This is a genomic window from Comamonas sp. HJ-2, from assembly GCF_053615495.1.
The window spans coordinates 38,466-59,740 of sequence record NZ_JBSIFD010000003.1 but is presented as its reverse complement, the minus strand read 5'-3'; the positions used below and the strand labels follow the sequence as shown (position 1 = coordinate 59,740).

Annotated in this window: 20 protein-coding genes; 18 read left to right on the top strand and 2 right to left on the bottom strand. The window is 62.0% G+C overall.

The features are described from left to right. The first annotated feature begins 3 nt into the window (after positions 1 to 3). The 17 genes from ACWGXF_RS03725 (at position 4) to ACWGXF_RS03645 (ending at position 17,379) form a co-directional block, all read left to right on the top strand. Positions 4 to 861 carry an IclR family transcriptional regulator gene (locus tag ACWGXF_RS03725; protein WP_012840239.1) on the top strand — a complete coding sequence of 286 codons (858 nt, stop codon included), beginning with the start codon at positions 4 to 6 and terminating at the stop codon, positions 859 to 861. Beyond that, the gene (locus ACWGXF_RS03720) at positions 854 to 1,654 is read left to right on the top strand and encodes an SDR family oxidoreductase (protein ID WP_039050299.1); all 801 of its coding nucleotides are present in this window, start codon (positions 854 to 856) and stop codon (positions 1,652 to 1,654) included. The genes ACWGXF_RS03725 and ACWGXF_RS03720 overlap by 8 nt, the downstream gene beginning before the upstream one ends. Then, entirely contained in the window at positions 1,647 to 3,341 is a 1,695-nt protein-coding gene (locus ACWGXF_RS03715) for a thiamine pyrophosphate-binding protein (RefSeq protein WP_039050379.1), read from the top strand. Before ACWGXF_RS03720 ends, ACWGXF_RS03715 begins: the two co-directional genes overlap by 8 nt. An 11-nt stretch (positions 3,342 to 3,352) precedes the next feature. Then, positions 3,353 to 4,828, top strand: a complete 1,476-nt coding sequence (locus ACWGXF_RS03710; protein ID WP_256629098.1) for an aldehyde dehydrogenase — start codon at positions 3,353 to 3,355, stop codon at positions 4,826 to 4,828. An 11-nt stretch (positions 4,829 to 4,839) separates the two neighbouring features. Beyond that, positions 4,840 to 5,802, top strand: a complete 963-nt coding sequence (locus ACWGXF_RS03705; protein WP_256629096.1) for a VOC family protein — start codon at positions 4,840 to 4,842, stop codon at positions 5,800 to 5,802. A gap of 68 nt (positions 5,803 to 5,870) precedes the next feature. Further along, positions 5,871 to 6,848, top strand: a complete 978-nt coding sequence (locus ACWGXF_RS03700; RefSeq protein WP_256629095.1) for a Bug family tripartite tricarboxylate transporter substrate binding protein — start codon at positions 5,871 to 5,873, stop codon at positions 6,846 to 6,848. Between the two features lie 24 nt (positions 6,849 to 6,872). After that, positions 6,873 to 7,196, top strand: coding sequence for a hypothetical protein (locus tag ACWGXF_RS03695; RefSeq protein ID WP_012840233.1), 324 nt, complete (start codon positions 6,873 to 6,875; stop codon positions 7,194 to 7,196). Between the two features lie 40 nt (positions 7,197 to 7,236). Continuing rightward, a complete protein-coding gene (locus ACWGXF_RS03690) occupies positions 7,237 to 7,455 on the top strand; it encodes a recombinase-like helix-turn-helix domain-containing protein (protein WP_012840232.1) in 219 nt (72 codons plus the stop codon). Positions 7,456 to 7,499: 44 nt separating this feature from the next. Further along, positions 7,500 to 8,543 (top strand): aromatic ring-hydroxylating oxygenase subunit alpha, encoded by a 1,044-nt coding sequence (locus ACWGXF_RS03685; protein WP_012840231.1) that lies wholly within the window; start codon positions 7,500 to 7,502, stop codon positions 8,541 to 8,543. After that, the gene (locus ACWGXF_RS03680; RefSeq protein ID WP_041744375.1) at positions 8,540 to 8,971 is read left to right on the top strand and encodes a RidA family protein; all 432 of its coding nucleotides are present in this window, start codon (positions 8,540 to 8,542) and stop codon (positions 8,969 to 8,971) included. Before ACWGXF_RS03685 ends, ACWGXF_RS03680 begins: the two co-directional genes overlap by 4 nt. Before the next feature lie 44 nt (positions 8,972 to 9,015). Further along, a complete protein-coding gene (locus tag ACWGXF_RS03675) occupies positions 9,016 to 9,978 on the top strand; it encodes a PDR/VanB family oxidoreductase (protein WP_256629092.1) in 963 nt (320 codons plus the stop codon). A gap of 50 nt (positions 9,979 to 10,028) precedes the next feature. Further along, positions 10,029 to 11,093: a porin gene (locus tag ACWGXF_RS03670; RefSeq protein WP_452101690.1), complete on the top strand. Its 1,065-nt coding sequence runs from the start codon at positions 10,029 to 10,031 to the stop codon at positions 11,091 to 11,093. 151 nt (positions 11,094 to 11,244) lie between these two features. After that, a complete protein-coding gene (locus ACWGXF_RS03665) occupies positions 11,245 to 12,513 on the top strand; it encodes an MFS transporter (RefSeq protein ID WP_039050292.1) in 1,269 nt (422 codons plus the stop codon). Between the two features lie 771 nt (positions 12,514 to 13,284). Then, complete coding sequence (locus tag ACWGXF_RS03660) at positions 13,285 to 14,229, top strand: dihydrodipicolinate synthase family protein (RefSeq protein WP_256629088.1); 945 nt, start codon at positions 13,285 to 13,287, stop codon at positions 14,227 to 14,229. A gap of 212 nt (positions 14,230 to 14,441) precedes the next feature. Then, complete coding sequence (locus ACWGXF_RS03655) at positions 14,442 to 15,074, top strand: TRAP transporter small permease (protein WP_452101689.1); 633 nt, start codon at positions 14,442 to 14,444, stop codon at positions 15,072 to 15,074. A gap of 1 nt (position 15,075) precedes the next feature. After that, a complete protein-coding gene (locus ACWGXF_RS03650; RefSeq protein WP_034382281.1) occupies positions 15,076 to 16,341 on the top strand; it encodes a TRAP transporter large permease in 1,266 nt (421 codons plus the stop codon). A 45-nt stretch (positions 16,342 to 16,386) separates the two neighbouring features. Then, entirely contained in the window at positions 16,387 to 17,379 is a 993-nt protein-coding gene (locus tag ACWGXF_RS03645; RefSeq protein WP_012840222.1) for a TRAP transporter substrate-binding protein, read from the top strand. A gap of 79 nt (positions 17,380 to 17,458) precedes the next feature. Here ACWGXF_RS03645 and ACWGXF_RS03640 read toward each other — a convergent pair whose 3' ends face one another. Both ACWGXF_RS03640 and ACWGXF_RS03635 read right to left on the bottom strand, forming a co-directional pair. Further along, positions 17,459 to 18,169, bottom strand: coding sequence for a GntR family transcriptional regulator (locus ACWGXF_RS03640; protein ID WP_012840221.1), 711 nt, complete (start codon positions 18,167 to 18,169; stop codon positions 17,459 to 17,461). 171 nt (positions 18,170 to 18,340) lie between these two features. Beyond that, positions 18,341 to 19,423 (bottom strand): Ldh family oxidoreductase, encoded by a 1,083-nt coding sequence (locus ACWGXF_RS03635; RefSeq protein WP_012840220.1) that lies wholly within the window; start codon positions 19,421 to 19,423, stop codon positions 18,341 to 18,343. A gap of 246 nt (positions 19,424 to 19,669) precedes the next feature. On the opposite strand from ACWGXF_RS03635, the gene ACWGXF_RS03630 reads away from it, so the two are divergent. Beyond that, on the top strand, positions 19,670 to 21,256 hold the full coding sequence (locus ACWGXF_RS03630) for an aldehyde dehydrogenase (NADP(+)) (protein ID WP_012840219.1): 1,587 nt from the start codon (positions 19,670 to 19,672) through the stop codon (positions 21,254 to 21,256). Positions 21,257 to 21,275: the final 19 nt, after the last annotated feature.

Genomic DNA, 21,275 nt, shown 5'->3' with positions numbered 1-21,275 from the left:
CCCATGAGCGACAACGACAACGTCTCCGCCGACGGCGGCTCCGACAAGTACATGGTGCCCGCGCTGGAGCGCGGCCTGCGCCTGCTGCAGGAGTTCGGCCGCGGCAATGCCACGCTGGGCGCTCCCGAGCTGGCGCGCCGCCTGCAACTGCCGCGCGCCACGGTGTTCCGCATGCTCAACACGCTGGAGAGCATGGGTTTTCTGCAGCGCGCCGAGGGCGGCAACGATTACCGGCTGGGCCTGTCCGTGCTGCGTCTGGGCTTCGAGTTCCTGTCCTCCATGGACCTGACCGAGCTGGGCCAGCCCGTGATCGCGCGGCTGTGCGAGGCAATCCGATTCCCCTGCAACATCGTGGTGCGAGACGGCCGCTACATCGTCTATGTGGCCAAGGTCACGCCGCCGACACCGCTGACCAGCTCGGTGCGCGTGGGCACGCGGCTGCCCGCCCATGCCACGCTGCTGGGTCGCATCCTGCTGGCCGACCTGTCGCTGCCGGAGCTGCGCGACCTCTATCCCGAAGAGCAACTGGAAGGCCATTCGCCCAATACGCCCAGGACCGTGATCGAGCTCTTCGACCTGGTTCAGTCCGATCGCGAGCGTGGCCATGTAGCCGGTGCGGGCTTCTACGAAAGCTCGATCTCCACCATCGCGGCGCCCGTGCGCGATCACAGCGGCCGAGTCATCGCAGCCCTTGGGGTAACCCTGGCCTCGGCCCAGATCGACCTCGAGCGCCAGACGGAGCTGGTGCCGCGTGTCTGTGCGGCGGCCACCGAACTGTCGGAGCTGCTCAACTACCGGCCGCATTCCAGCGCGCAGGTTCTGTCCATCACTTCAAGGCGCGCAGGAGGCGGCCATGCATGATTTCACACTCGACGCGACGGCCGTCGTCACCGGCGGCTCTTCGGGCATAGGCCTGGCCACGGTGGAGCTGCTGCTGGCCCAGGGCGCACGCGTGGCCCTGTGCGGCCGCAATCCCGAGCGCCTGGAGCAGGCCGTCAAGCAACTGCTGGAGCGCCATCCCGAGGCCGGCGCGCGCCTGTTCGCCCAGGCTTGCGACGTGCTCGATGCCGAGCAGGTGCAGCAGTTCGCCCGCGCCAGCGAAGCGGCTCTGGGCCCGGCTTCCATCCTCGTCAACAACGCCGGTCAGGGCCGTGTCTCCACCTTCGAGAACACCAGCGACGAAGCCTGGACCGAGGAGCTGCACCTGAAGTTCTTCTCGGTGCTGCATCCCACGCGCGCCTTTCTACCGCAGCTTGAGCGCGGCGAAGGCTCGGCCATCGTCTGTGTGAACTCGCTGCTGGCTTCCCAGCCGGAGCCGCACATGGTCGCGACCTCGGCGGCGCGCGCCGGCCTCAAGAACCTGGTGCGCTCCATGGCCACCGAGTTCGCGCCCAGGGGCGTGCGCGTCAACGGCATCCTGGTCGGTCTCATCGAGTCCGGCCAGTGGCGCCGCCGCTTCGATGCCCGCGAGGACCGCAGCCAGACCTGGGAGCAGTGGAGCGCCGAGCTGGCTTGCCAGAAGTCCATTCCGCTGGGCCGCCTGGGATCACCCGCTGAAGCCGCCCGCGCCATTTTCTATCTCGCCACGCCGTTGTCGTCATACACGACCGGCAGCCATATCGATGTTTCCGGAGGCCTTTCCCGCCATGCCTAACGCAACCCAAATCACCGTCGGCGCCGTCATTGCCGAATTCCTCGAGCACTGCGACGTGAAGGCCGCCTTCGGGGTGATCTCCATTCACAACATGCCCATCCTCGACGCGATGTTTGCACGCGGCAAGCTGCGCTTTGTGATGGCACGCGGCGAGGCCGGCGCGGGCAATATGGCCGACGCCTGCGCGCGTTCCACCTCCAGCCTGGGCGTGTGCATCACCAGCACCGGCCCGGCTTCGGGCAATATCGCCGGCAGCCTGGTGGAAGCCTATACGGCCGGCACGCCGCTCTTGCACATCACGGGCCAGATCGAGACCCAGTACCTGGACAAGAAGCTGTCGTACATCCACGAGGCGCCGGATCAGCTGACCATGCTGAAGTCCGTCTCCAAGGCCGCTTTCCGCGTGCTGAGCGCCGAGACCTGCCTGTCCACGCTCAAGGCTGCGGTACAGACCGCGATGACCGCCCCCACGGGCCCGGTCAGTGTGGAGATCCCCATCGACATCCAGCAGGCGCTGATAGACATGCCCGCCGACCTGTCGCCGCTGCCGGTGGCTGTGCTGGCACCCAGCGAGGCAGCGCTCGATGCACTGGCCGAGCAGCTGGCCAAGGCCAGGCGCCCGCTGCTGTGGCTGGGCGGCGGCGCCCGCCATGCCGGCGCTGCGGTGCAGCGCCTGAAGGCCCTGGGCTTCGGTATCGTGAGCACCGGCCAGGGCCGCGGCATTGTGGCCGAGGATGACCCTGCATCTCTGGGCGCCTACAACATCCAGAAGCCCGTCGAAGCCTTCTACCAGCGCTGCGACGCCATGCTGGCCGTGGGCACGCGCCTGCGCAGCAACGAGACGCTGAAGTACGAACTCAAGCTGCCGCGCCCGCTGTTGCGCATCGACGTGGACGCCGCTCAGCAGGGCCGCTGCTATATGGATGACGGTTTTGTCTGCGGCGACTCGGCCCTGGCCCTGAACGGCCTGGCCGACCGCCTGGAAGCGCGCGGCTACCGGGCCGACCCCGAGCTGCTGGCCGACCTGCGCCAGGTGCACGATGAAGTCGTGGCCACCATGCGCGACGGCCTGGGCCCCTACAGCGCCCTGGTGCAGCAGCTGCAGCAGGCCGTGGGCCGCAACTTCAACTGGGTGCGCGACGTGACCGTCTCCAACAGCACCTGGGGCAACCGCGAACTGCGCTTCTTCGAGTCCAACGCCGGCGTGCACGCCACGGGCGGCGGCATCGGCATGGGCATGCCCATGGCCATCGGTGCAGCCATCGGCGCGGCCGAAAGCGGCTCGGGCCGCAAGACCCTGGGCCTGGCCGGCGACGGCGGCTTCATCCTGAACCTGGGCGAGCTCGCCACTCTGGTGCAGGAAGAGTGCGACACCATGATCGTGCTGATGAACGACCAGCGCTATGGCGTGATCCAGAACATCCAGGACGCCTCTTACGGCGGCCGCCGCTGCTATGTGGAGCTGCACACGCCCGACTACGCCCAGCTGTGCGCGTCCATCAAGCTGCCCCATGCCCGCGTGAGCCATCTCGACGAGCTGCCCGCTGTGCTCGAAGGCGCCTGGGGCAAGAAGGGGCCCTTCCTGCTCGAGATCGACATGCGCGCCATCGGCAGCTTCAAGACCACGTTCTCGGGCCCGCCGGTGAACAAGCTGGACCAGATCCCGGCCACCACCAAGGCTCAGTGAGGAGTTTCACCATGTCCAAGCTAGAACTGCTCCCCATCAATATCGCCGGCGAATGGCGCCTGGGCGGCGGTGACGAATCCGCCACGCTGTACCCCGCGACCGGCGAGGTGGTGGGCCGTCTGCGCGCCCCCAGCCTGGCCGATGTGCAAGAGGCCATAGAGAAGGCCGATCACGCCTTCCGCACCAGCGGCTGGGCCCAGAAGAAGCCCCATGAGCGCGCCGCTGTGTTGCACCGCGTGGCCCAGCTGATCCGCGAACGCGCCGAGCCTCTGGCCCAGCTGCAGCGCCTCGATAACGGCAAGCCCATCAGCGAGACGCGCGCTCTGGTGGCCAGCGCCGCCGGCACCTTCCAGTTCTTCGCGGCGGCCTGCGAGACCATGGAAGAGACCATCACGCCCTCGCGTGGCGACTTCATGACCATGAGCGTCTACGAGCCCATGGGCGTGGTCGCGGCCATCACGCCGTGGAACTCGCCCATCGCCAGCGAGGCGCAGAAGCTTGCCCCCGCGCTGGCGGCCGGCAACGCGGTGGTCGTCAAGCCTGCCGAAGCCACGCCGCTGCTGGCACTGGAGCTGGCGAAGATCTGCGAGGAAGCGGGTGTTCCGAAGGGCATCGTCAGCGTGCTGCCCGGCCGAGGCTCGGTGATCGGCGACGCCATCACCAAGCACCCGCTGGTCAAGCGCGTGTCCTTCACGGGCGGTACCTCCACCGGCAAGCACATCGCCCGCATCGCGGCCGACAAGATGATGCCCGTCTCGCTGGAGCTGGGCGGCAAGTCGGCCACCATGGTGCTGGAAGACGCCGACCTTGACCACGCCGTCAACGGCGTGCTCTACGGCATCTTCAGCTCCTCGGGCGAGTCCTGCATAGCGGGCTCGCGCCTGTTCGTGGCGCGCAAGCTCTATGGCGACTTCATGGAGCGCCTAACGGCCAAGGCCGCCGCCTTGCGCGTGGGCGATCCGGCCGACGAACGCACCCAGATGGGCCCGCTGATCACCGCCAAGCACCGCGAATCCATCGAGAGCTATGTGCAGCTGGGCCTGTCCGAAGGCGGTCAGCTGCGCACCGGCGGTCACCGCCCCGAGGGCGTGCTGTATGAGCGCGGCTACTACTACCGCCCGACCATCCTCGAAGGCGTGAGCAACAACGACCAGATCTGCCAGCAGGAGATCTTCGGCCCCGTGCTCGTGGCCATGCCCTTCGATGACGAAGAGGCCTTGCTCGAGCAGGCCAACGACAGCGTCTACGCGCTGGCCGCCGGCATCTGGACACGCGACTACAAGGCCGCGTGGCGCATAGGCCGCGCGGTGCAGGCCGGCACCGTGTGGATCAACACCTACAAGCAGTTCTCCATCTCCACGCCCTTCGGTGGCTGGCGCGACAGCGGCCTGGGCCGCGAGAAGGGACGGCTGGGAATACAGCAGTACATGGAGCAGAAAAGCATGTACTGGGGTTTGAACGAGAACCCCATCGCTTGGGCGAATTGAAGGAGCACGACATGAGCGTACTGGGCATTGACGAAATCAGCTACGGCGCCGACGACCTGGCGGCCTGCCGCCAGTTCTTCCTCGACTGGGGCCTGAGCCTCGCCGAGGAGCAGGCCGACCGGCTGGTGTTCGAGACACTGAACGGCTGTCGCGTGATCGTGGCCGCCACCAATCACCCCGATCTGCCGCCCGCCATCGAGCCCGGCCCCACGCTGCGCGAAGTGGTCTGGGGCGTGGAAAGCGAAGCCGACCTGGCTTTGTATGCAGATCGCATCCGCGCGCTTCCAGGCTTCGTCCAGGGCAATGGCCGCATCGGCTGCACCGACCCCAACGGCCTGGCCGTGCGCCTGCAGCTCACGCAAAGACGCGATGTGCAGATGCAAAGCGCCGAGTACAACACCTGGGATCGCAAGGGCCGCATCAACCAGGCCAGCCCGGCCTATGAGCGCGCCCAGCCCATCGAGGTCGGCCATGTGGTGTTCTTCGTCAAGGACGTGCAGGCCTGCGAGCGCTTCTATGTGGAGAACTTCGGCTTTGCGGCCTCGGACCGCTATCCCGAGCGTGGCGCTTTTCTGCGCACCGCGCCCGATGGCGGCCACCACGACATCTTTTTGCTGCAGCGCCCCGACAAGCATGCGGGCCTGAACCATGTGGCCTTCACCGTGCGCGACATCCACGAAGTCTTCGGCGGCGGCATGCATATCTCGCGCTGCGGCTGGGACACCCAGCTCGGCCCGGGTCGCCATCCCGTGTCCTCGGCCTATTTCTGGTACTTCAAGAATCCGGCCGGCGCCCTGGTCGAGTACTACGCCGACGAGGACCAACTGACTGCCGACTGGCAGCCGCGCGAGTTCGAGCCCGGTCCGACGGTGTTTGCCGAATGGGCCATCGACGGCGGCATTGACGGCAACACCCGACGCCAGAAGGGCGCGGGCGCCGCCGACGGCAAGTTCCTGACCGACAAGAAGCATTAAGAGGCATTGGCAGCGTCGGCTGGCCGGCATCCCTTCCACCACGATTCCACAACCCCACGGGCTATTCCATGAAGAACATTCGTCGCCAGGTAGTTATCTCTGCTGCATTGCTGGCTGCAGCCCAGATGTCCGGTTCCGCGCTGGCGCAAGCTTATCCGAGCAAGCCCATCACCATCGTCGTGGCCTATCCGGCCGGCGGCGATACCGATGCCATGGCGCGCCTGTATGCAGAGAAGCTGGGCCAGCGACTGGGCCAGCCCGTGGTGGTGGACAACCGGCCCGGTGCCAGCGGCACCCTTGGCAGCTCCCATGTGGCCAAGGCCGCACCCGACGGATATACGCTGCTGCTGGCCCCCAACACCTTTGCGTTCGCGCAGTCGGTTCTGAAAATCAGCGGACCCGCTGCGTATGACGTGCTGAATGGTTTCACTCCCATTGTTCAGACCTGCACGATGCCAATGTTCATAGCTGCTGCAGGCAGTAGCGGCATCAAGGACCTGAGCAATCTGGTCACTCAGGCCAAAGGCAAGGAACTCACTTTCGCAAGTCCGGGCAATGGTTCACCGATGCATGTTCTGGGGGAAATGTTTGCCCGGAATGCGGGCATTCGGCTGACACATATCCCCTACAAGGGCGTGGCTCCGGCGGTGAACGACATGCTGGGCGGCCATGTGCCGCTGACAGTGATGACCTATGGCCCGATCGGGCCCTATGCCGGAGGCAAGATTCGCATGCTGGCCGTCATGGATACCAAGCGTTCGCCACTGGCACCTCAAATTCCGACGATGGCGGAGCAAGGATTTCAGACACAGGACGGTACTGCCTGGCAAGGGATATTCGGTCCCAAGGGCATGCCTGCAGACGTTGTCAATCTGCTGAACTCCCATTTCAACGAGATCCTGAAACAACCCGATGTGGTGGCAAAGATGGCGGTTTTTGGTGCATTGCCCGCAGGTGGCGCTGCAGCACAACTGGCCAAGACCAATGCTGATGATCATCAGCGCTTCACCAAGATCATCAAGGACCTTGGTATCCGGGGGGATTGATTCTCAGAATGACAAAGGAACGTTATGAGCGCTAACGAGCAACTGTTGCTGACGATTGTGATGAAGCACCACCCGGGCTTAACCCTGGACGATGTGCAGGCACGAATGAAGCAAAGCGACTGGTGGGAAAGCTTTCCGCCGGAAGGCACGCGTGTTGTCTCCTGGACGGTTGCTATGGGCATGGGGCAAATTCTGACGCTGGAGCTACCTCCCGAGAAACTGCCACTCGTCAACCTGGAGCTGGAGCGCCGTGCCTGGGGCGTCTTCACGACGGAGTGCTACCCCACGTATGACTTCGTACCGGTGCGCGACCGCATTCGCGAGCGCGTGCGGGCAGGCGGGCAGTAGGACCGCAGGCAAAGCTACGACAACTTCCCACGGAGGAACTATGACTGACCGATACCTTGACCCTCACCAAGCGCGCAAGCGCCAGCCCACCACTTACGAAGACTTGCTGGGTGATGCCATCGAGCGCGCTTATGCCGCAGGCATCCATGACTTGTCGGGCCTGGTTCAGGCGCTCAACGGCAGCGGCCTGGCCAGCCCCAGCGGATCGACGTGGACCGAGGAGGTCTACCGCCGTGAAATCGCTGCGCTGGCCAAGTAGCAGGCTTTGATTCCACCCATTTTCGATATTTCGCGAGGCACACCATGAACACCATCGCCATTCATGCCGATCCGGTCGATCAACTGCTGGAGGTCGGTCTCAAGGATCTCTGGTATCCGATCTGCCCATCATCCTTTATCCAGGAGAAGCCGGTTTCGCTGCGTCGCCTGGGCCGCAAGCTGGCGTTGTGGCGCGACCACGATGGCGTGCTTCACGCGCTGGAAGACCGCTGCCCGCACCGCGGCGCGCCGCTGTCGCAAGGCGTCATCCTGGGTGACCGCCTCTCTTGCCCGTACCACGGCGTTGAAGTGCGCTGCGATGGCACCGTGACGCGCGTGCCCGGCAGCCCCGGCTGCAAGCTGGAGGGCTCGCGCCCGACCTTCCATTTCCATGTCAAGGAGGCCGCGGGTGCGGTGTTCCTCTACAACAGCAGTGTGCCCGTCGATGAGCCGCCCCCGCTGGTGCTGCCCGAGCAACTGACGAACGATGAGGAATACAGTCACTTCCTGTGCTACACCGAATGGAAGGGCGACTACCGCTATGTCCTCGACAACGTGATGGACCCGATGCACGGCACCTTCCTGCACAAGCAGTCGCACTCCATGGCGGAGGGGGATGCCGAAGCCAAGTTCGGCGTCCGCTCGACCGATACCGGCTTTGTGTTCGAGAAGGAAGGCCAGCGCAACGTCAACTTCGACTGGACCGAGTGGGCCGATACCGGTATCCACTGGATGCGCCTGGAAATCCCTTACCCGAAGACCGGCGGCCCTGGCGGCAACTTCATCATCTGCGGCAGCTATACGCCTATTGCTTCCAATATGGCTGCCGTGTTCCATTGGCGCTGCCGCAAGCTTCCGAAGGGCTGGGAGCGCGACACCTGGCGCTTCCTCTACCAAAATCGCCTGGAAGCACGCCATTGGCATGTGCTGGAGCAGGACCGCACCATGCTGGAAGACATGGAGCCGGATGCTAATCAGCATGAAAATCTGTACCAGCATGACCTGGGCATCGTGCGACTGCGTCGCCATCTGAAAAACCTAGCGCAAGAGCAGATCGATGCGCGGCAAGCAGCGGGAACGGCAGCATGACGCAATTGACTGTTCGTCGGGTGAGTTGTCCGTCCGTGCCCGATCTGCCGCATGCGACCTGGTCCAACGCCCTGGTCGTGGGCAACGAGGTGGTGTTGTCGGGCCAGACGGCACATCCGGCCAGCCGCGATGCCAGCGAGGCCGGTACTCCCTTGTCGGCCTATGACCAGACCCTGGTGGTGCTGCGCAAGATCCAGGCCTTGCTGGAGGCAGCTGGCGGCGGCGTACACAACATCACCAAGCTGGTTGTCTATGTCACCGATATCTCCGACAAGGACGGCGTAGGCCGTGCGCGACGTGATTTCTTTGGTAGCACACCTTGGCCCGCATCCACGCTGGTTGCGGTACAGGCTCTGGTCTTTCCGGAGTTGAAGGTCGAGATCGACGCGTTTGCCAGGCTGGACGTCGATCTGCGCCAGGCCGGTTGAGCGAAACAGCCTTGTCGATAAACCAACTTCGTAGTGAGACCCCCATGTCTGCATCCATGCTCCAAGCCTTTGTGCACACGCTGCGCTTCGAGGCCCAGGACACCATCAGCGTGGAGCTGCGCCCGGTCGATGGCGGCGATTTCCCGGCTTTCACGGCCGGCTCGCATATCGACCTGCACCTGCCCAACGGGCTGGTGCGCAGCTATTCCCTGTCCAACGACAGCAGCGAGCGCCACCGCTACGTGGTCGGCGTGCTGCGCGACCGTGCCAGCCGCGGCGGCTCGCGTTGCGTGCACGAGTCGCTGCGCGTGGGCATGCCCATCACCATCTCCGAGCCGCGCAATCACTTCGCGCTCGACGAGGCAGCGACGCATTCGGTGCTGGTGGCCGGCGGCATAGGCATCACGCCCATGCTGTGCATGGCACGCCGGCTCAAGGCCCTGGGACATTCGTTCGAGATGCTGTACTTTGCGCGCGAGCGCAAGAGCGCGGCCTTTCTGGCCGAGCTGCAGGCCCTGGGCATGCCGCTGCATCTGCACTTCGATGCGGAAGCGGGCGGACCGCCCGACCTGAAGGCATTGCTGGCGCAGCGCGCACCCGATGCGGGCCTGCACCACTATTCCTGCGGCCCGACGCCCATGCTCGACGCTTTCGAGAAGTTCTGCGCAGAGCTCGGCCATGCCAACGCCCATATCGAGCGCTTCACGCCGGTGGAAGTCAAGGCATCGTCCGATGCGCGCAGCAACTACACGGTGGAGCTCAAGCGCAGCGGCCGCTTCATCGAGATCACGCCCGAGAAATCCCTGCTGGACACGCTGCTGGACGCCGGTGTCGATGTGGACCACAGCTGCTGCGAAGGGGTCTGCGGCTCCTGCGAGACCCGCGTGCTGGAAGGTGTGCCCGACCACCGCGACTCGGTGCTCAGCCCCAAGGAGCGCGCCGGCAACAAGGTCATGATGGTCTGCGTCTCCGGCTGCAAGAGCGAGCGCCTGGTCCTGGATATCTGAACCGCTACATCAGATCTGCGAAAAACCACCACCCCTAGAGGAGACAAACCATGAAATCCATCCATACGCCGGCCCTCGGCGTGGCGCTAGCCTGCCTGGCGTCTTTGCCCGGTGCCGCTTCGGCACAGTCCAAGGTCGAGCTCTTCGGCGTCGTCGACGTCGGCGTTGCCCATCTGGGCGGCTCGGGAGCCTCCAAGACCGGTCTTTCCACAGGCGGTGCCAACATCAGCCGCCTGGGCTTTCGAGGCACAGAGGACCTGGGCGGCGGCCTGAAGGCGGGATTCTGGCTCGAGGCCGGCCTGGATGTGGACAGCGGCGCCGGCAAGGCCACGGGCGGCGGTCTGAGCTTCAACCGCCGCTCCACCGTCAGCCTGATGGGCAACTGGGGCGAGGTGCGCTTGGGACGCGATGATTCGGCCACCTTTCTGAATACGCTGATCTTCGACCCCTTCCTGACCAACGGCGTTGGCGGCACGGGTGCCTTCACCATGCTGGGCATTCCGGGCGTTCCCTCGACCGGCGGTGCACCCATACAGATCAGCAATGCCGTGAGCTACTTCCTGCCCCAGAACCTGGGCGGCTTCTACGGTCAGGCCCAACTGGCATTCGGCGAGCAGCCCAGCGGTGCTCCCAACAAGCGCGAGGGTGACTACCGTGGCCTGCGCCTGGGTTACCGCCAGGGGGCGTTCAACGGCGCGCTGGCCACGGGCCGGCTCTACGGCAATACCAGCGACACCAATCTGACGGCGAACAACGTAGGCCTGTCCTACGACTTCGGCGTGGCCAAGCCCATGCTGCTGTGGGCCTCGGAAAAGCGCGGCGGCACCAAGATCACGGCCGTGCAGCTGGGCGTGACCGCTCCCGTGGGCAATGGCGAGGCCCGTGCCTCCTTCGGCCACTACAACCTGTCCGGCAGCAATGCGGACTGGAACAAGATCAGCGTGGGCTATGGCTACAACCTCTCCAAGCGCACACAGGTCTACGGCACTTATGCCTTCCTGAAGAACAAGGGCTCGGCAGCAAAGTCCATCGGCGTGCAGGGGCTGAGCGCTCCCGGCACCACGCCCGGCGGCAACTCCAATGGCCTGGAACTGGGCATCCGCCACTTCTTCTGATCCTGCCCCGTTGGGCCGGCATGGGCCGGCCCCGGGGTTTCGGCGGCAGCACGGCTGCCGTACCGCGCGCCCGCCAGGACGTGCGCCCTGGCGGGGCCGGCGGGTGCCGGTCCCGGCTTTTCTCTCTCTCAACGCTAGCCGGACTCCTATCATGAAAGACTCACGCTCGTTGCGCTGGTGGGGCGTGGTCACGCTGTTCGTGATCGTCGCCATTTCCTACGTGGACCGGATCAATATCTCGGTCCTCATCACCGATCACGACTTTCTGTCGCACATCGGCCTCACCCCTGACGACCGAACGCGCCAGGGCCTGCTGGCCACGGCCTTCATGGTCGGCTACGGTGTTTCGTCCTTTGTGCTCACGCCGTTCTGCGCGGCGTTGTTCGGCGTGCGCCGCAGCCTGTTCGCGGGGCTGCTGCTGTGGGGCGTGGTGACTTTTCTGTCGCCGGCCATGAACAGCTACGGCTTGCTGCTGGCATCGCGCATTCTGCTGGGCGTGTCCGAGGGGCCTCTGTTCTCGCTGGCAGGCAGCTACATCAAGGCGCATTTCGAGAGCCGCGAGAACGGCAAGCCCAACTCCCTGGTCAATATGGGCACCGGGCTCGGCCTGGCGGTGGGCTATCCCTTCGTTGGCTACCTGGTCGTGGGCCACAACTGGGAGACCTCGTTCCATGTGCTGGGCCTGATCAACGTGTTGCTGGGCGTTCCGCTGGTCTGGGCCTTTGTGCGCATGCCCAAGGTGGAGACCGGCATGCCCAAGCCCCAGTCGGTGGGCGAGGCCGTGGGCCAGGTCGGCCAGATCGTGCGCGGTGCCATGCACACGCGCTATCTGTGGCTGATCACCATTCTCACGGCGGCCTTTTTGTCCTATCTCTGGGGCAGCAGCAACTGGCTGCCCGCCTATCTCAAGGAGTCGCGCGGCTTTTCCATGCGCGAGATGGGCTGGCTGGCTTCGCTGCCGCAATATGCGAGCGTGGCGGCGGTCTTCGTCGGCGGCATGATCATCGATCGCATCGCGCGCCGCCAGGTGCCGCTGATCTTTGTTTTCGGCAGCCTGGGCGTGGCGATTGCAGTGTGGCTGGCCATCCATATGGAAGACCGCTATGCAGCGGCCTATTGCCTGATTGCCGCCAACTTCTGCTGGGGGCTGATGAGCCCGGCCATTCCGAGCACCGTGCAGCATTGCGCGCGGCCCGAGCATGTGGCCAGCGCCTATGGCGTGGTCAATGGTGCGGGCAGTCTGGTCGCGGGCTTCATGCCGGCCATCATGGGTGCGGTGATAGGTGCGCTGTCGGCCCGCGGCGGCGTGGCGGCGGGATTCTTTGCGGGCTTCGCGGCGCTGATAGGCACGCAGGTGATCGTGATGCTGTGCGGCATCGTGCTCTGGGTGCGCGAGCGCGGTGAGGGTAGTGCAGCGTAAGCTACCCTCAACCTATTCAGTGGAAGCAGTCTCAGATCATCCTGACTTATGCATCTGTGATGCTGCTCAGACGATAGCTTCTGCAGTGCAGTGACCTTGTCTCTGCGACCTGTGGATTTTCAGTCCTGGGCCTGCGCTTGACTTCATCCCATGCGTGCATGGGGCAGGGCTGAGGTTGACTGCGTCAATGCACTTGGTCCTTGGTGCTGGCAGACTGGAACTGCGGTAATGAGCGATGGCGAACATCGCATTCAGCGCGTCCGCGACCATGTGGAACAAGCGCGCGAACTCATCGAACTGGGATGCAAGAGGCAGTCCCGTCGGCATGCGACCGGGATCAGCGCAAAGCTGCCTCCATGAGCGGTTTGTGTGCCATACAACGATCACCTGTGCATCCTGACCCCGGCGCAGCGTCAGCGTGGCCCGGCGCCGGGTTTGACCGCAGCGCCGGGCAGTAACTGAGGGCGGTGCTTCTGCCGCTGCGGGGCCATAGTCGCGAGCGGACCGCTGCCTGGATGCGACGGGAGGGCGGTGGCGATCTCGGCGAGGTATCCAGGAGAACCCTATTGCACAACGCCTAAGAACTACTTAGTCTTCGTTTCTGAATATTTCAAATATATTTACAGTCTATTTAAAGACGAAGTATTTCACCGCTCATCTGGATTCCGTGCGCTGATGCAGCGTGCGTTATCCCAAAAAACGGTTTCGTGCAACGGACTTGCGCGGAACTGAAGGCGGTGTTCTTAGGTGGTTTTTTACAAGGGTAGTTTTATGGAAGCGAACATCTTTACCGGCACCATTCCTGCACTCATGACTCCATGCACCGCACAAGGCACGCCAGATTACGACGCGCTGGTCGCCATGGGCAAAGAGCTCATGGCCGCAGGCATGAGCGCTGTTGTGTATTGCGGATCCATGGGGGATTGGCCTCTTCTCACGGCAGAGCAACGCCAAGAGGGCGTGGCCAGGCTGGTGGCCGCAGGTATCCCGACCATTGTGGGGACCGGCGCGGTGAACTCGAAAGAAGCCGTGGCTCATGCCGCCCACGCTGCGAAAGTGGGAGCACAGGGGTTGATGGTGATTCCTCGGGTGTTGTCGCGCGGCACTTCCCTGGCTGCGCAGAAAGCCCACTTCACTGCTATTTTGGAAGCCGCCCCGAAGCTGCCGGCCGTGATCTACAACAGCCCACACTACGGCTTTGCAACTCGCGCCGACATGTTCTTTGAGCTGCGCGCCAAGTACTCCAACCTGATCGGCTTCAAGGAGTTCGGTGGTGCAGAAGGCCTGCGCTATGCCGCAGAGCACATCACCTCGAAAGACAACGACGTCACATTGATGGCGGGTGTCGACACCCAGGTGTTCTATGGTTTTGTGAATTGCGGTGCGACGGGTTGCATTACGGGCATTGGCAATGCACTACCCAAGGAAGTTTTGCTCCTGGTTGAGCTGAGCAAAAAAGCAGCCCAGGGAGATGTCGTTGCTCGGCGTCAAGCTCAGGAGTTGGATGCTGCACTGGCCGTGCTGTCGTCCTTTGACGAAGGCACGGATCTGGTTCTGTACTACAAGCACCTGCTGGTCCTCAACGGCAAGAAGGAGTACACGCTGCACTTCAATGCAAGCGATGTATTGACCGACTCACAACGCCGGTATGCCGAATCCCAGTATCAACTCTTTCGCAACTGGTATGCCGCCTGGTCCAAGGGCCTGAGTCATTGATCCAGCGTGAGTCAGCTCCCCGTGGGGAGCTTTTTTTGGGGCATCGATCCAGATCGGAAGCTTGCATCTTCCAGGAACCAGGGTTAGCAGTTTCGCCGGGTTTCCAGGCAAACACCTATTGGATCAATTGAAAAAACTTCTAATATATTTAATATATTTTTGAGATGTATTCAATCTTCTGCGCCTCATTTCGTCAAATCTAAAGAACCTATATGGACGATACAACCCGACCCGCTACCGCCATCAAGCAGCCGCCATGGATTGTGCGCTGGGTGCTGGATGCCTCTGATGCGCTGCTGCGCATGGAACGGTGGTTGCTCACCTTCGCGATGTGTTTTCTGACCGCACTCATTTTGCTCAATGTGGTGACACGCTACAGCGGCATGCCGCTGTACTGGGTGGATGAAGCGGCGGTGTACACCGTGGTCTGGCTCACCTTCATCGGTGCTTCGGTCATGACGCGCCTGCGACTGGATTTTGCAGTGACGATGCTCACTGATAAGCTGAGTCATCGCAACGCGCGGCGTGCCAAGGTGATTGCCACGGTCGGAGTGCTGTTTTTTTCTTTGGCGCTCTTTGCGATGTGCTGGCGTTGGATGGATCCCATTGGTATTGCCTGCAAGGGGTTTGATGCCAAGGAATACGCGGCGGAGTCGTTTAACTTTCTCTATACCGAACACACCCAGACGCTGGAGTGGCCGGTCTGGGTGCTGCAACTGATCATGCCGATCTTCGCAGTCTGTATGAGCCTGCATGCACTTGCCAACCTGTTGGAAGACATGAGCCTCGCACCCAAGCGCCAGCACCCTGGCTTTGCGGCAACCAACCCGGACGCGGTGAACTGACATGCTGACCTCCATTTTCTTCATCGCAATCATGATGGTGGGTGTTCCCATCGGCCTCTGTCTTTGCCTTTCGGGGATTTTTTATATCTACAACACCGAGAACACTGTGTTGCTGCAGTCCTTTCCTTCCCAGATGTTCGGGGGGGTGGACAGCTATGGCCTGATCGCCATACCGCTATTTATCTTGATCGGTGAGGTCATGAACAGCGGCGGCATTACACGCCGGCTGGTGGACTTGTCGATGGCCTTTGTGGGCTCCATTAAGGGCGGGCTTGCCTATGTGAATATCCTGGCCAACATGCTGGTGTCATCCATCATTGGCTCCGCAACGGCGCAAGTGGCCATCATGTCGCAGGTGATGGTGCCGGAGATGGAGAAGCAAGGCTATGACAAGACCTTTGCTGCAGGCCTGACCGTGTATGGCGGCATGCTGGGTCCGATCATTCCGCCGTCGGTGATGTTTGTGGTCTACAGCGTGCTGGCCCAGGTCGCGGTGGGCGATATGCTGATCGCAGGCATATTGCCAGGTGTTCTGTTGACGGTGCTGTTCTTTGCAGTCATTGCCTGTATGGGCGTGATCTACAACTATCCACGAAGCCCCAAGCGAACCTTGCTCGAACGGGCCAAGACCGTGCTGGTTTCCAGCCCGACATTGTTGATTCCGCTGGTCATCGTGGGTTCCATCCTCACCGGCTTCGCCAACCCTACGGAGGCTGCCGCTGTGGGCGCGATCAGCGCAGTGTTGGTCGGTCGCTATGTGACCCGTGAATTCAAATACTCAGATCTGGGCGCGATCATGCTGCGTTCGGGCATCTACTCGGCCATCGTGCTGTTTCTGGTTGCAGCAGCGGCAGTGTTCTCGTGGTTGTTGATATACGGCAAGGTGCCTCAGATGGTCGCTGCCTGGGTGCAGACCGTGGCGCATGACCCGATTACCTTCCTGCTGCTGGTCAACGTGATTTTGCTGGTCATTGGCACGGTGATCGACGGCATTCCCGGCTTGATCATGACCGCGCCGATTCTTCTGCCCATCGCCACCGAGATCTACCACATCGACCCCCGCCACTTTGGAGTGGTGATCGTCATCAACCTGGTGCTGGGATTGATGACGCCGCCGGTGGGGCTGAGCTTCTTCGTGGCTGCAGCGGTCACTGGTGCCAAGCCGGGTCCCATGTTCATCGTCACGTTGCCATTCTTCATCATCAGTTGCGTGGCACTTGTCATGCTCTCGCTGTTCCCCAGCTTGTCGTTGGGCTTGCTGAACTGATCCGATTCTTCGCCCTGCTTCGCCTTTCCCTCTACGGAGTTTTTCATGACACTCAATCGACGCCACTTTCTTCAGACCACGGCTGTTGCCGCTGCTCCACTGGCCTTTGTGACGCCTTCGCGTGCGGCTGCGGCCAAGGAACTGCGCTTAGGCGTCATCACGCCTGCTGGGCATTCGTGGAATCGCGCGGCGGTGCAGTTTGGAGAAGCTTTGGCGAAAGAAACCAATGGCAGGCTCAAGGTGACCGTCTTTCATTCGGGTCAATTGGGTAATGAGTCGGCCATGATGCAGCAGCTGCAATCGGGTGCGCTGGACATGGGGTGGATTCAGGCGGCAGAGCTGGGAACGCGTGTTCCGAGCGTAGCCTCGATCAACGCGCCATATCTTGTCCGATCCACTGCTGCTGTAGCGAAGCTGGTCAAGACGCCTGCAGCCTTGAAATTACTGGATGTGCTGCCGCGCGAAACCGGCTGCATCGGTTTGGGCTGGGGCATCACCGGCATGCGTGTGGTGTTCTCGAACAAGGAGATCAAGACGCCCAATGACCTCAAGGGTATGAAGCTGCGTATTAATCCGACGCCGGTTTACCGTGACTTCTACCAGTATTTCGGGGCAGCGCCGACGCCCATTCCCACACCTGCGGTGTTCGATGCCATGACCAATGGACAAGTGGATGGGCTCGAGGCGGATATAGAGCTCTCTTGGAGCCAGCGCTTTGACAAGGTGTCGAAACTGATGATGCCCATGAACGCGCTGTTCATGCCTGTGGCACCACTGTTCTCGGGTCGTATCTGGGCTACGCTGGATGGGAAGGACCGTGACCTGATTCGCCAATTGACCAGCCAAGCCTTGGACGGCCAGATCAACGATATCGTGACGACAGAGGTTGGCCTGCTGGAGAAACTCAAGAAGGAGTCGATTGTCATTCGCGATATCAATGCCTTTGACAATAAGCCTGCGATTGATGCCTTCGACAAGATCTGGCTGCCCAAAGCGCCTCAGATTGCAGAACTGCGCGCGGTGGGAGCCAAGCTCTGATTGATGATCAGGGGGCGCCGATTGGGAGGCGCCATGAATATGCACAGCAGGCCGCCCCCCCCTGGGAGCGGTCTGCTGTTTAGCTTTCGATAATGCGTCTGGCAAAAGCTTCCAGATAGTCCATCAGGCGGTTGGCGCCGGTAATGGCGGCCGCTTCATCCCCGGTAGAGATACCCTGAGCCAGCTCCAGATGAGCAAGTGCGCCTTCAAGGATATCGCCTTCATGCTGGTAGGCATACCAAAAACGTCTGCACTGCACGATCAAAGGCGTGACGCTTTTGACTGCTGAACGGTTGCGGCTGGCAGTATGGATGATGGCATCGAGCGCATGATCCTCATGCATGTACTCTTCCAGGTTGCCGCGCTTGGCTGCAGCGACCATCTGCTTGGCACATTGGAGGATATCTTTGCGCTGCTGCACCGAGGCTCGCCGGGCAGCGCAAGCCGCCAACAGATTCTCCAGAACCCTGCGTGTCTGGATGACGTCCAGGTGCTCTGCCAGATCGATGTTGGAAACCAGTAGTCCGCGGCGCGGCTGCTGGACGATCAAGTCGATAGAGATCATGCGCAGCAATGCCTCGCGCACAGGCGTCCGGCCCATGCCAGTGCGCTCTGCCAGCTCCGCCTCCACGATGGGACTTCCAGGCTCAAGTTGCATGGTCGACAGCATGGTTTCAATGGCGTCGTAGGCAAGGTCTGCAGCACGGCGCTTCACCGTAGGCAAAGTCTTGGTTTTTGTGGCAGCGGCTTTTACACGTGCAGCTGGAGATTTCTTGGAAGTTGGCATCAAAAAAGCGTGCTGTCGCCATCGTGTCGCAAGAGCAGAGATGGCGGGGTTTTGATTATATTGATCCGATATTTAGAATACATCATGGGCTTGGCGCTTGGTGCAGCCTGTGACAAAACTCTTCATCTGAATCCTTCCTCCTCAGCAGAGGCATGCGAGCATGTTCTCATGAGCCTAGTTCAACAACTGCTGGATGTCACGCAGCAAGGGCTCGGGGATCTGCACATATCCATTGGCTAGACTGCGACTTCTTGCGGTAAAGCGGCGTTGGGAAGGCAGGCGCGCCCCTTGGCCGGTAATACTCTCGAACAGCTTTTCAGCACGTTGACGCTCTTCGATGAAATTGCCCGGGCTGAAAAATTGGGGATCAAATGCGATAACGATTTCGCCATGACAAGGGGTTGCACCGGCGCCGTCGTCGATGCGCAGGGATTCAGCACTGGTCATGTCGCCAATCAATGGCCCGGCCAGCAGCTCGATCATGGTCGACAGGGCCGAGCCTTTGTAGCCGCCAAAAGTCAGCATGGCGCCTTGTTGGAGTACGGTTGTGGCATCGGTACTTGGGGCGCCTTCGGCGTCGACCCCCCAGCCTTCGGGCAGTGCGCGACCGCTTCTTTGGTAGAGCTCAATTTCACCGCGGGCCACTGCGCTGGTCGCAAAGTCAAAAATGTAGGGGTGTGCACCGACCCTGGGCCAACCAAAGGCGATCGGGTTGGTTCCGAAAACAGGTCGGCTTCCGCCCGCCGGGGCCACCCAGGAATGGCTGGGAGTCATGGCTAGGGCCGCAACGCCATGCTCGACCAAGGCTTCGATTTCGGGCCACAGGGCTGAGAAGTGATAGCAGTTGTTGATGGCCAAGGCTGCGATCCCGGTTTTCCGGACCTTCTCGAGCAGTACTTTGCTGCCCACCTCGAAAGCGAGTTGTGAGAAGCCGCGCTGTGCATCGACGGCGACGACGCCAGGTCCGCGGTCGCTGATGATGGGTATGGCATCGCGCACGACAGCGCCATGCTGAAGCGTGCGAGCGCACGATAGAACACGGTACATGCCATGCGAATGGCACTCGTCGCGCTCTCCCGCTGTGATCACGCGCGCAATCGCTTGCGCATGTTCGGCAGACAGGCCGAGGTGAGTAAATACGCGATAGGCCAGGTTGTGCACCTCATCCAGCGTCAGTGCCGTGTGGCCTGGTTTCGATGCGGTTGTTTGAGCACTTTGGCCAGGGTGGTTCAGGTCGATGTTTGGCATGAGTTCCATGGCGTGCTCCTGTGCTTGGTTATGGACTGCTTGTTGACGTGCCCTGGTTGCGCTGAATGGCAAAGAAGCCTGTCAAGATTGGTGGAAAATTTTATAAGGATAATTTAAATATATTAACAAGATACTTTATGATTTTCAAAGGCGCTCATATTCCTGACGAGATCGTGCGTTATCCAGGCGTTGCTTGCACTTCCTGGTCGGCTGGAGCTCTGCCATTCCGATCCATAAACACATTAGGAGACAAAGATGCAAATTACTGGCGAAATGCTTATCGGCGCGAGTTCGGTGCGCGGCACAGAAGGACAGCAGCAAGCGTTCGATCCCCGCATGGATCAATTCATCGCAACGCCCACGTTCGGTATGGGAGGGCAGGCCGAAGTGGACCGGGCTGCCCAGTTGGCGGCGCAGGCATTTGATCCCTACCGTCAGCTGTCGCTTGCCAAGCGTGCAGAATTTCTGGAGCTGATTGCCGACAACATCATGGCTTTGGGCGATGCCCTGATCGAGCGCGCCATGGCCGAAAGCGGCTTGCCGCTGGTGCGCCTGCAAGGCGAGCGTGGGCGCACGGTTGGACAGTTGCGGCTGTTTGCCAAGGTGGTGCGCGATGGCCGTTTTATGAGCCCCGCCATCGACCACGCACAGCCCGAGCGCACGCCGCTGCCACGTGCCGACCTGCGCCTGGCCAAGATGGCACTGGGCCCGGTGGCGGTGTTCGGTGCGAGCAATTTTCCGCTGGCGTTCTCGGTGGCAGGGGGCGATACGGCGTCGGCCTTGGCTGCCGGTGCCCCTGTGGTCGTCAAGGCCCACAGCGCCCATCTAGGCACTTCCGAAATGGTGGGTCGAGCGATTCAGAAAGCGGTCAGAGATTTGGGGTTGCCCGAAGGGGTGTTTTCCCTGCTGATGGGCGCCGGGCGCAAGCTGGGTGAAGCATTGGTAGCACATCCTGCCATCAAGGCCGTTGGCTTTACCGGATCGCGCCAGGGAGGGCTTGCGTTGATGCGCATCGCCAACGCACGCCCGGAACCCATTCCCGTCTACGCGGAGATGAGCAGCATCAACCCGGTGTTTCTGATGCCGGCCGCCCTGGCCGCGCGTGCAGAGTCGATAGGGCGCGGTTTTGCCGATTCGCTGACGATGGGGGCGGGGCAGTTCTGCACCAATCCTGGGATGGTGGTGGTCATTGGTGACCGCAATGTGCAGCGCTTCATCGATGCCGCAAGCCAGGCGCTTGCCACCAAGCCGGCCCAGACCATGCTGACGCCGGGCATTCACCAGGCCTTTGATGCCGGCGTTGCCAAGGTTGGTGGTGCGGAAGGTGTGGAGAAAGTTGCACAGGGGCAGCCTGCGGATGGACTGCACAATGCTGCGCAGGCCGCGCTGTATGTGACGGATGTGCAGCGCCTGTTGTCATCGCCAGTGCTGCAGGAGGAGATGTTTGGCCCGGCCTCTATTGTCATTCGGGCCAAAAACTTCGATGAGGTTCTCCAACTGGCTGAGCAACTGGAGGGCCAACTGACAGTGACGCTGCAGATCGATCCCGCAGACTATGCCGACGCGCAGCGCCTCATCCCCGTGCTGGAGCGCAAGGCGGGACGCATCTTGGCCAATGGTTTTCCGACCGGAGTCGAGGTATGCCACGCCATGGTGCATGGAGGTCCTTTCCCATCCACGTCCAACGCTATGTTCACTTCTGTGGGCGCCAGCGCCATTGACCGCTTTCTACGCCCGGTGTGCTATCAGGATTTGCCGGATGTGCTGCTCCCAGCGGCTGTACAGCAAGCGAACCCACAGGGACTTGCCCGAGTGATCAATGGCGATCTAGAGGCGCGTTGACTGGTGGCAAGCGCGCTCT

Excerpts from the sequence above, each read along its gene's own strand:
- ACWGXF_RS03675 (WP_256629092.1), top strand. The coding sequence starts at position 9,016 with ATGTCTGCATCCATGCTCCAAGCCTTTGTGCACACGCTGCGCTTCGAG.
- ACWGXF_RS03630 (WP_012840219.1), top strand. The coding sequence starts at position 19,670 with ATGCAAATTACTGGCGAAATGCTTATCGGCGCGAGTTCGGTGCGCGGC.
- ACWGXF_RS03725 (WP_012840239.1), top strand. The coding sequence starts at position 4 with ATGAGCGACAACGACAACGTCTCCGCCGACGGCGGCTCCGACAAGTAC.
- ACWGXF_RS03670 (WP_452101690.1), top strand. The coding sequence starts at position 10,029 with ATGAAATCCATCCATACGCCGGCCCTCGGCGTGGCGCTAGCCTGCCTG.
- ACWGXF_RS03635 (WP_012840220.1), bottom strand. The coding sequence starts at position 19,423 with ATGGAACTCATGCCAAACATCGACCTGAACCACCCTGGCCAAAGTGCT.
- ACWGXF_RS03660 (WP_256629088.1), top strand. The coding sequence starts at position 13,285 with ATGGAAGCGAACATCTTTACCGGCACCATTCCTGCACTCATGACTCCA.
- ACWGXF_RS03720 (WP_039050299.1), top strand. The coding sequence starts at position 854 with ATGCATGATTTCACACTCGACGCGACGGCCGTCGTCACCGGCGGCTCT.
- ACWGXF_RS03650 (WP_034382281.1), top strand. The coding sequence starts at position 15,076 with ATGCTGACCTCCATTTTCTTCATCGCAATCATGATGGTGGGTGTTCCC.
- ACWGXF_RS03700 (WP_256629095.1), top strand. The coding sequence starts at position 5,871 with ATGAAGAACATTCGTCGCCAGGTAGTTATCTCTGCTGCATTGCTGGCT.
- ACWGXF_RS03690 (WP_012840232.1), top strand. The coding sequence starts at position 7,237 with ATGACTGACCGATACCTTGACCCTCACCAAGCGCGCAAGCGCCAGCCC.
- ACWGXF_RS03655 (WP_452101689.1), top strand. The coding sequence starts at position 14,442 with ATGGACGATACAACCCGACCCGCTACCGCCATCAAGCAGCCGCCATGG.
- ACWGXF_RS03705 (WP_256629096.1), top strand. The coding sequence starts at position 4,840 with ATGAGCGTACTGGGCATTGACGAAATCAGCTACGGCGCCGACGACCTG.
- ACWGXF_RS03685 (WP_012840231.1), top strand. The coding sequence starts at position 7,500 with ATGAACACCATCGCCATTCATGCCGATCCGGTCGATCAACTGCTGGAG.
- ACWGXF_RS03680 (WP_041744375.1), top strand. The coding sequence starts at position 8,540 with ATGACGCAATTGACTGTTCGTCGGGTGAGTTGTCCGTCCGTGCCCGAT.
- ACWGXF_RS03710 (WP_256629098.1), top strand. The coding sequence starts at position 3,353 with ATGTCCAAGCTAGAACTGCTCCCCATCAATATCGCCGGCGAATGGCGC.
- ACWGXF_RS03695 (WP_012840233.1), top strand. The coding sequence starts at position 6,873 with ATGAGCGCTAACGAGCAACTGTTGCTGACGATTGTGATGAAGCACCAC.
- ACWGXF_RS03665 (WP_039050292.1), top strand. The coding sequence starts at position 11,245 with ATGAAAGACTCACGCTCGTTGCGCTGGTGGGGCGTGGTCACGCTGTTC.
- ACWGXF_RS03715 (WP_039050379.1), top strand. The coding sequence starts at position 1,647 with ATGCCTAACGCAACCCAAATCACCGTCGGCGCCGTCATTGCCGAATTC.
- ACWGXF_RS03645 (WP_012840222.1), top strand. The coding sequence starts at position 16,387 with ATGACACTCAATCGACGCCACTTTCTTCAGACCACGGCTGTTGCCGCT.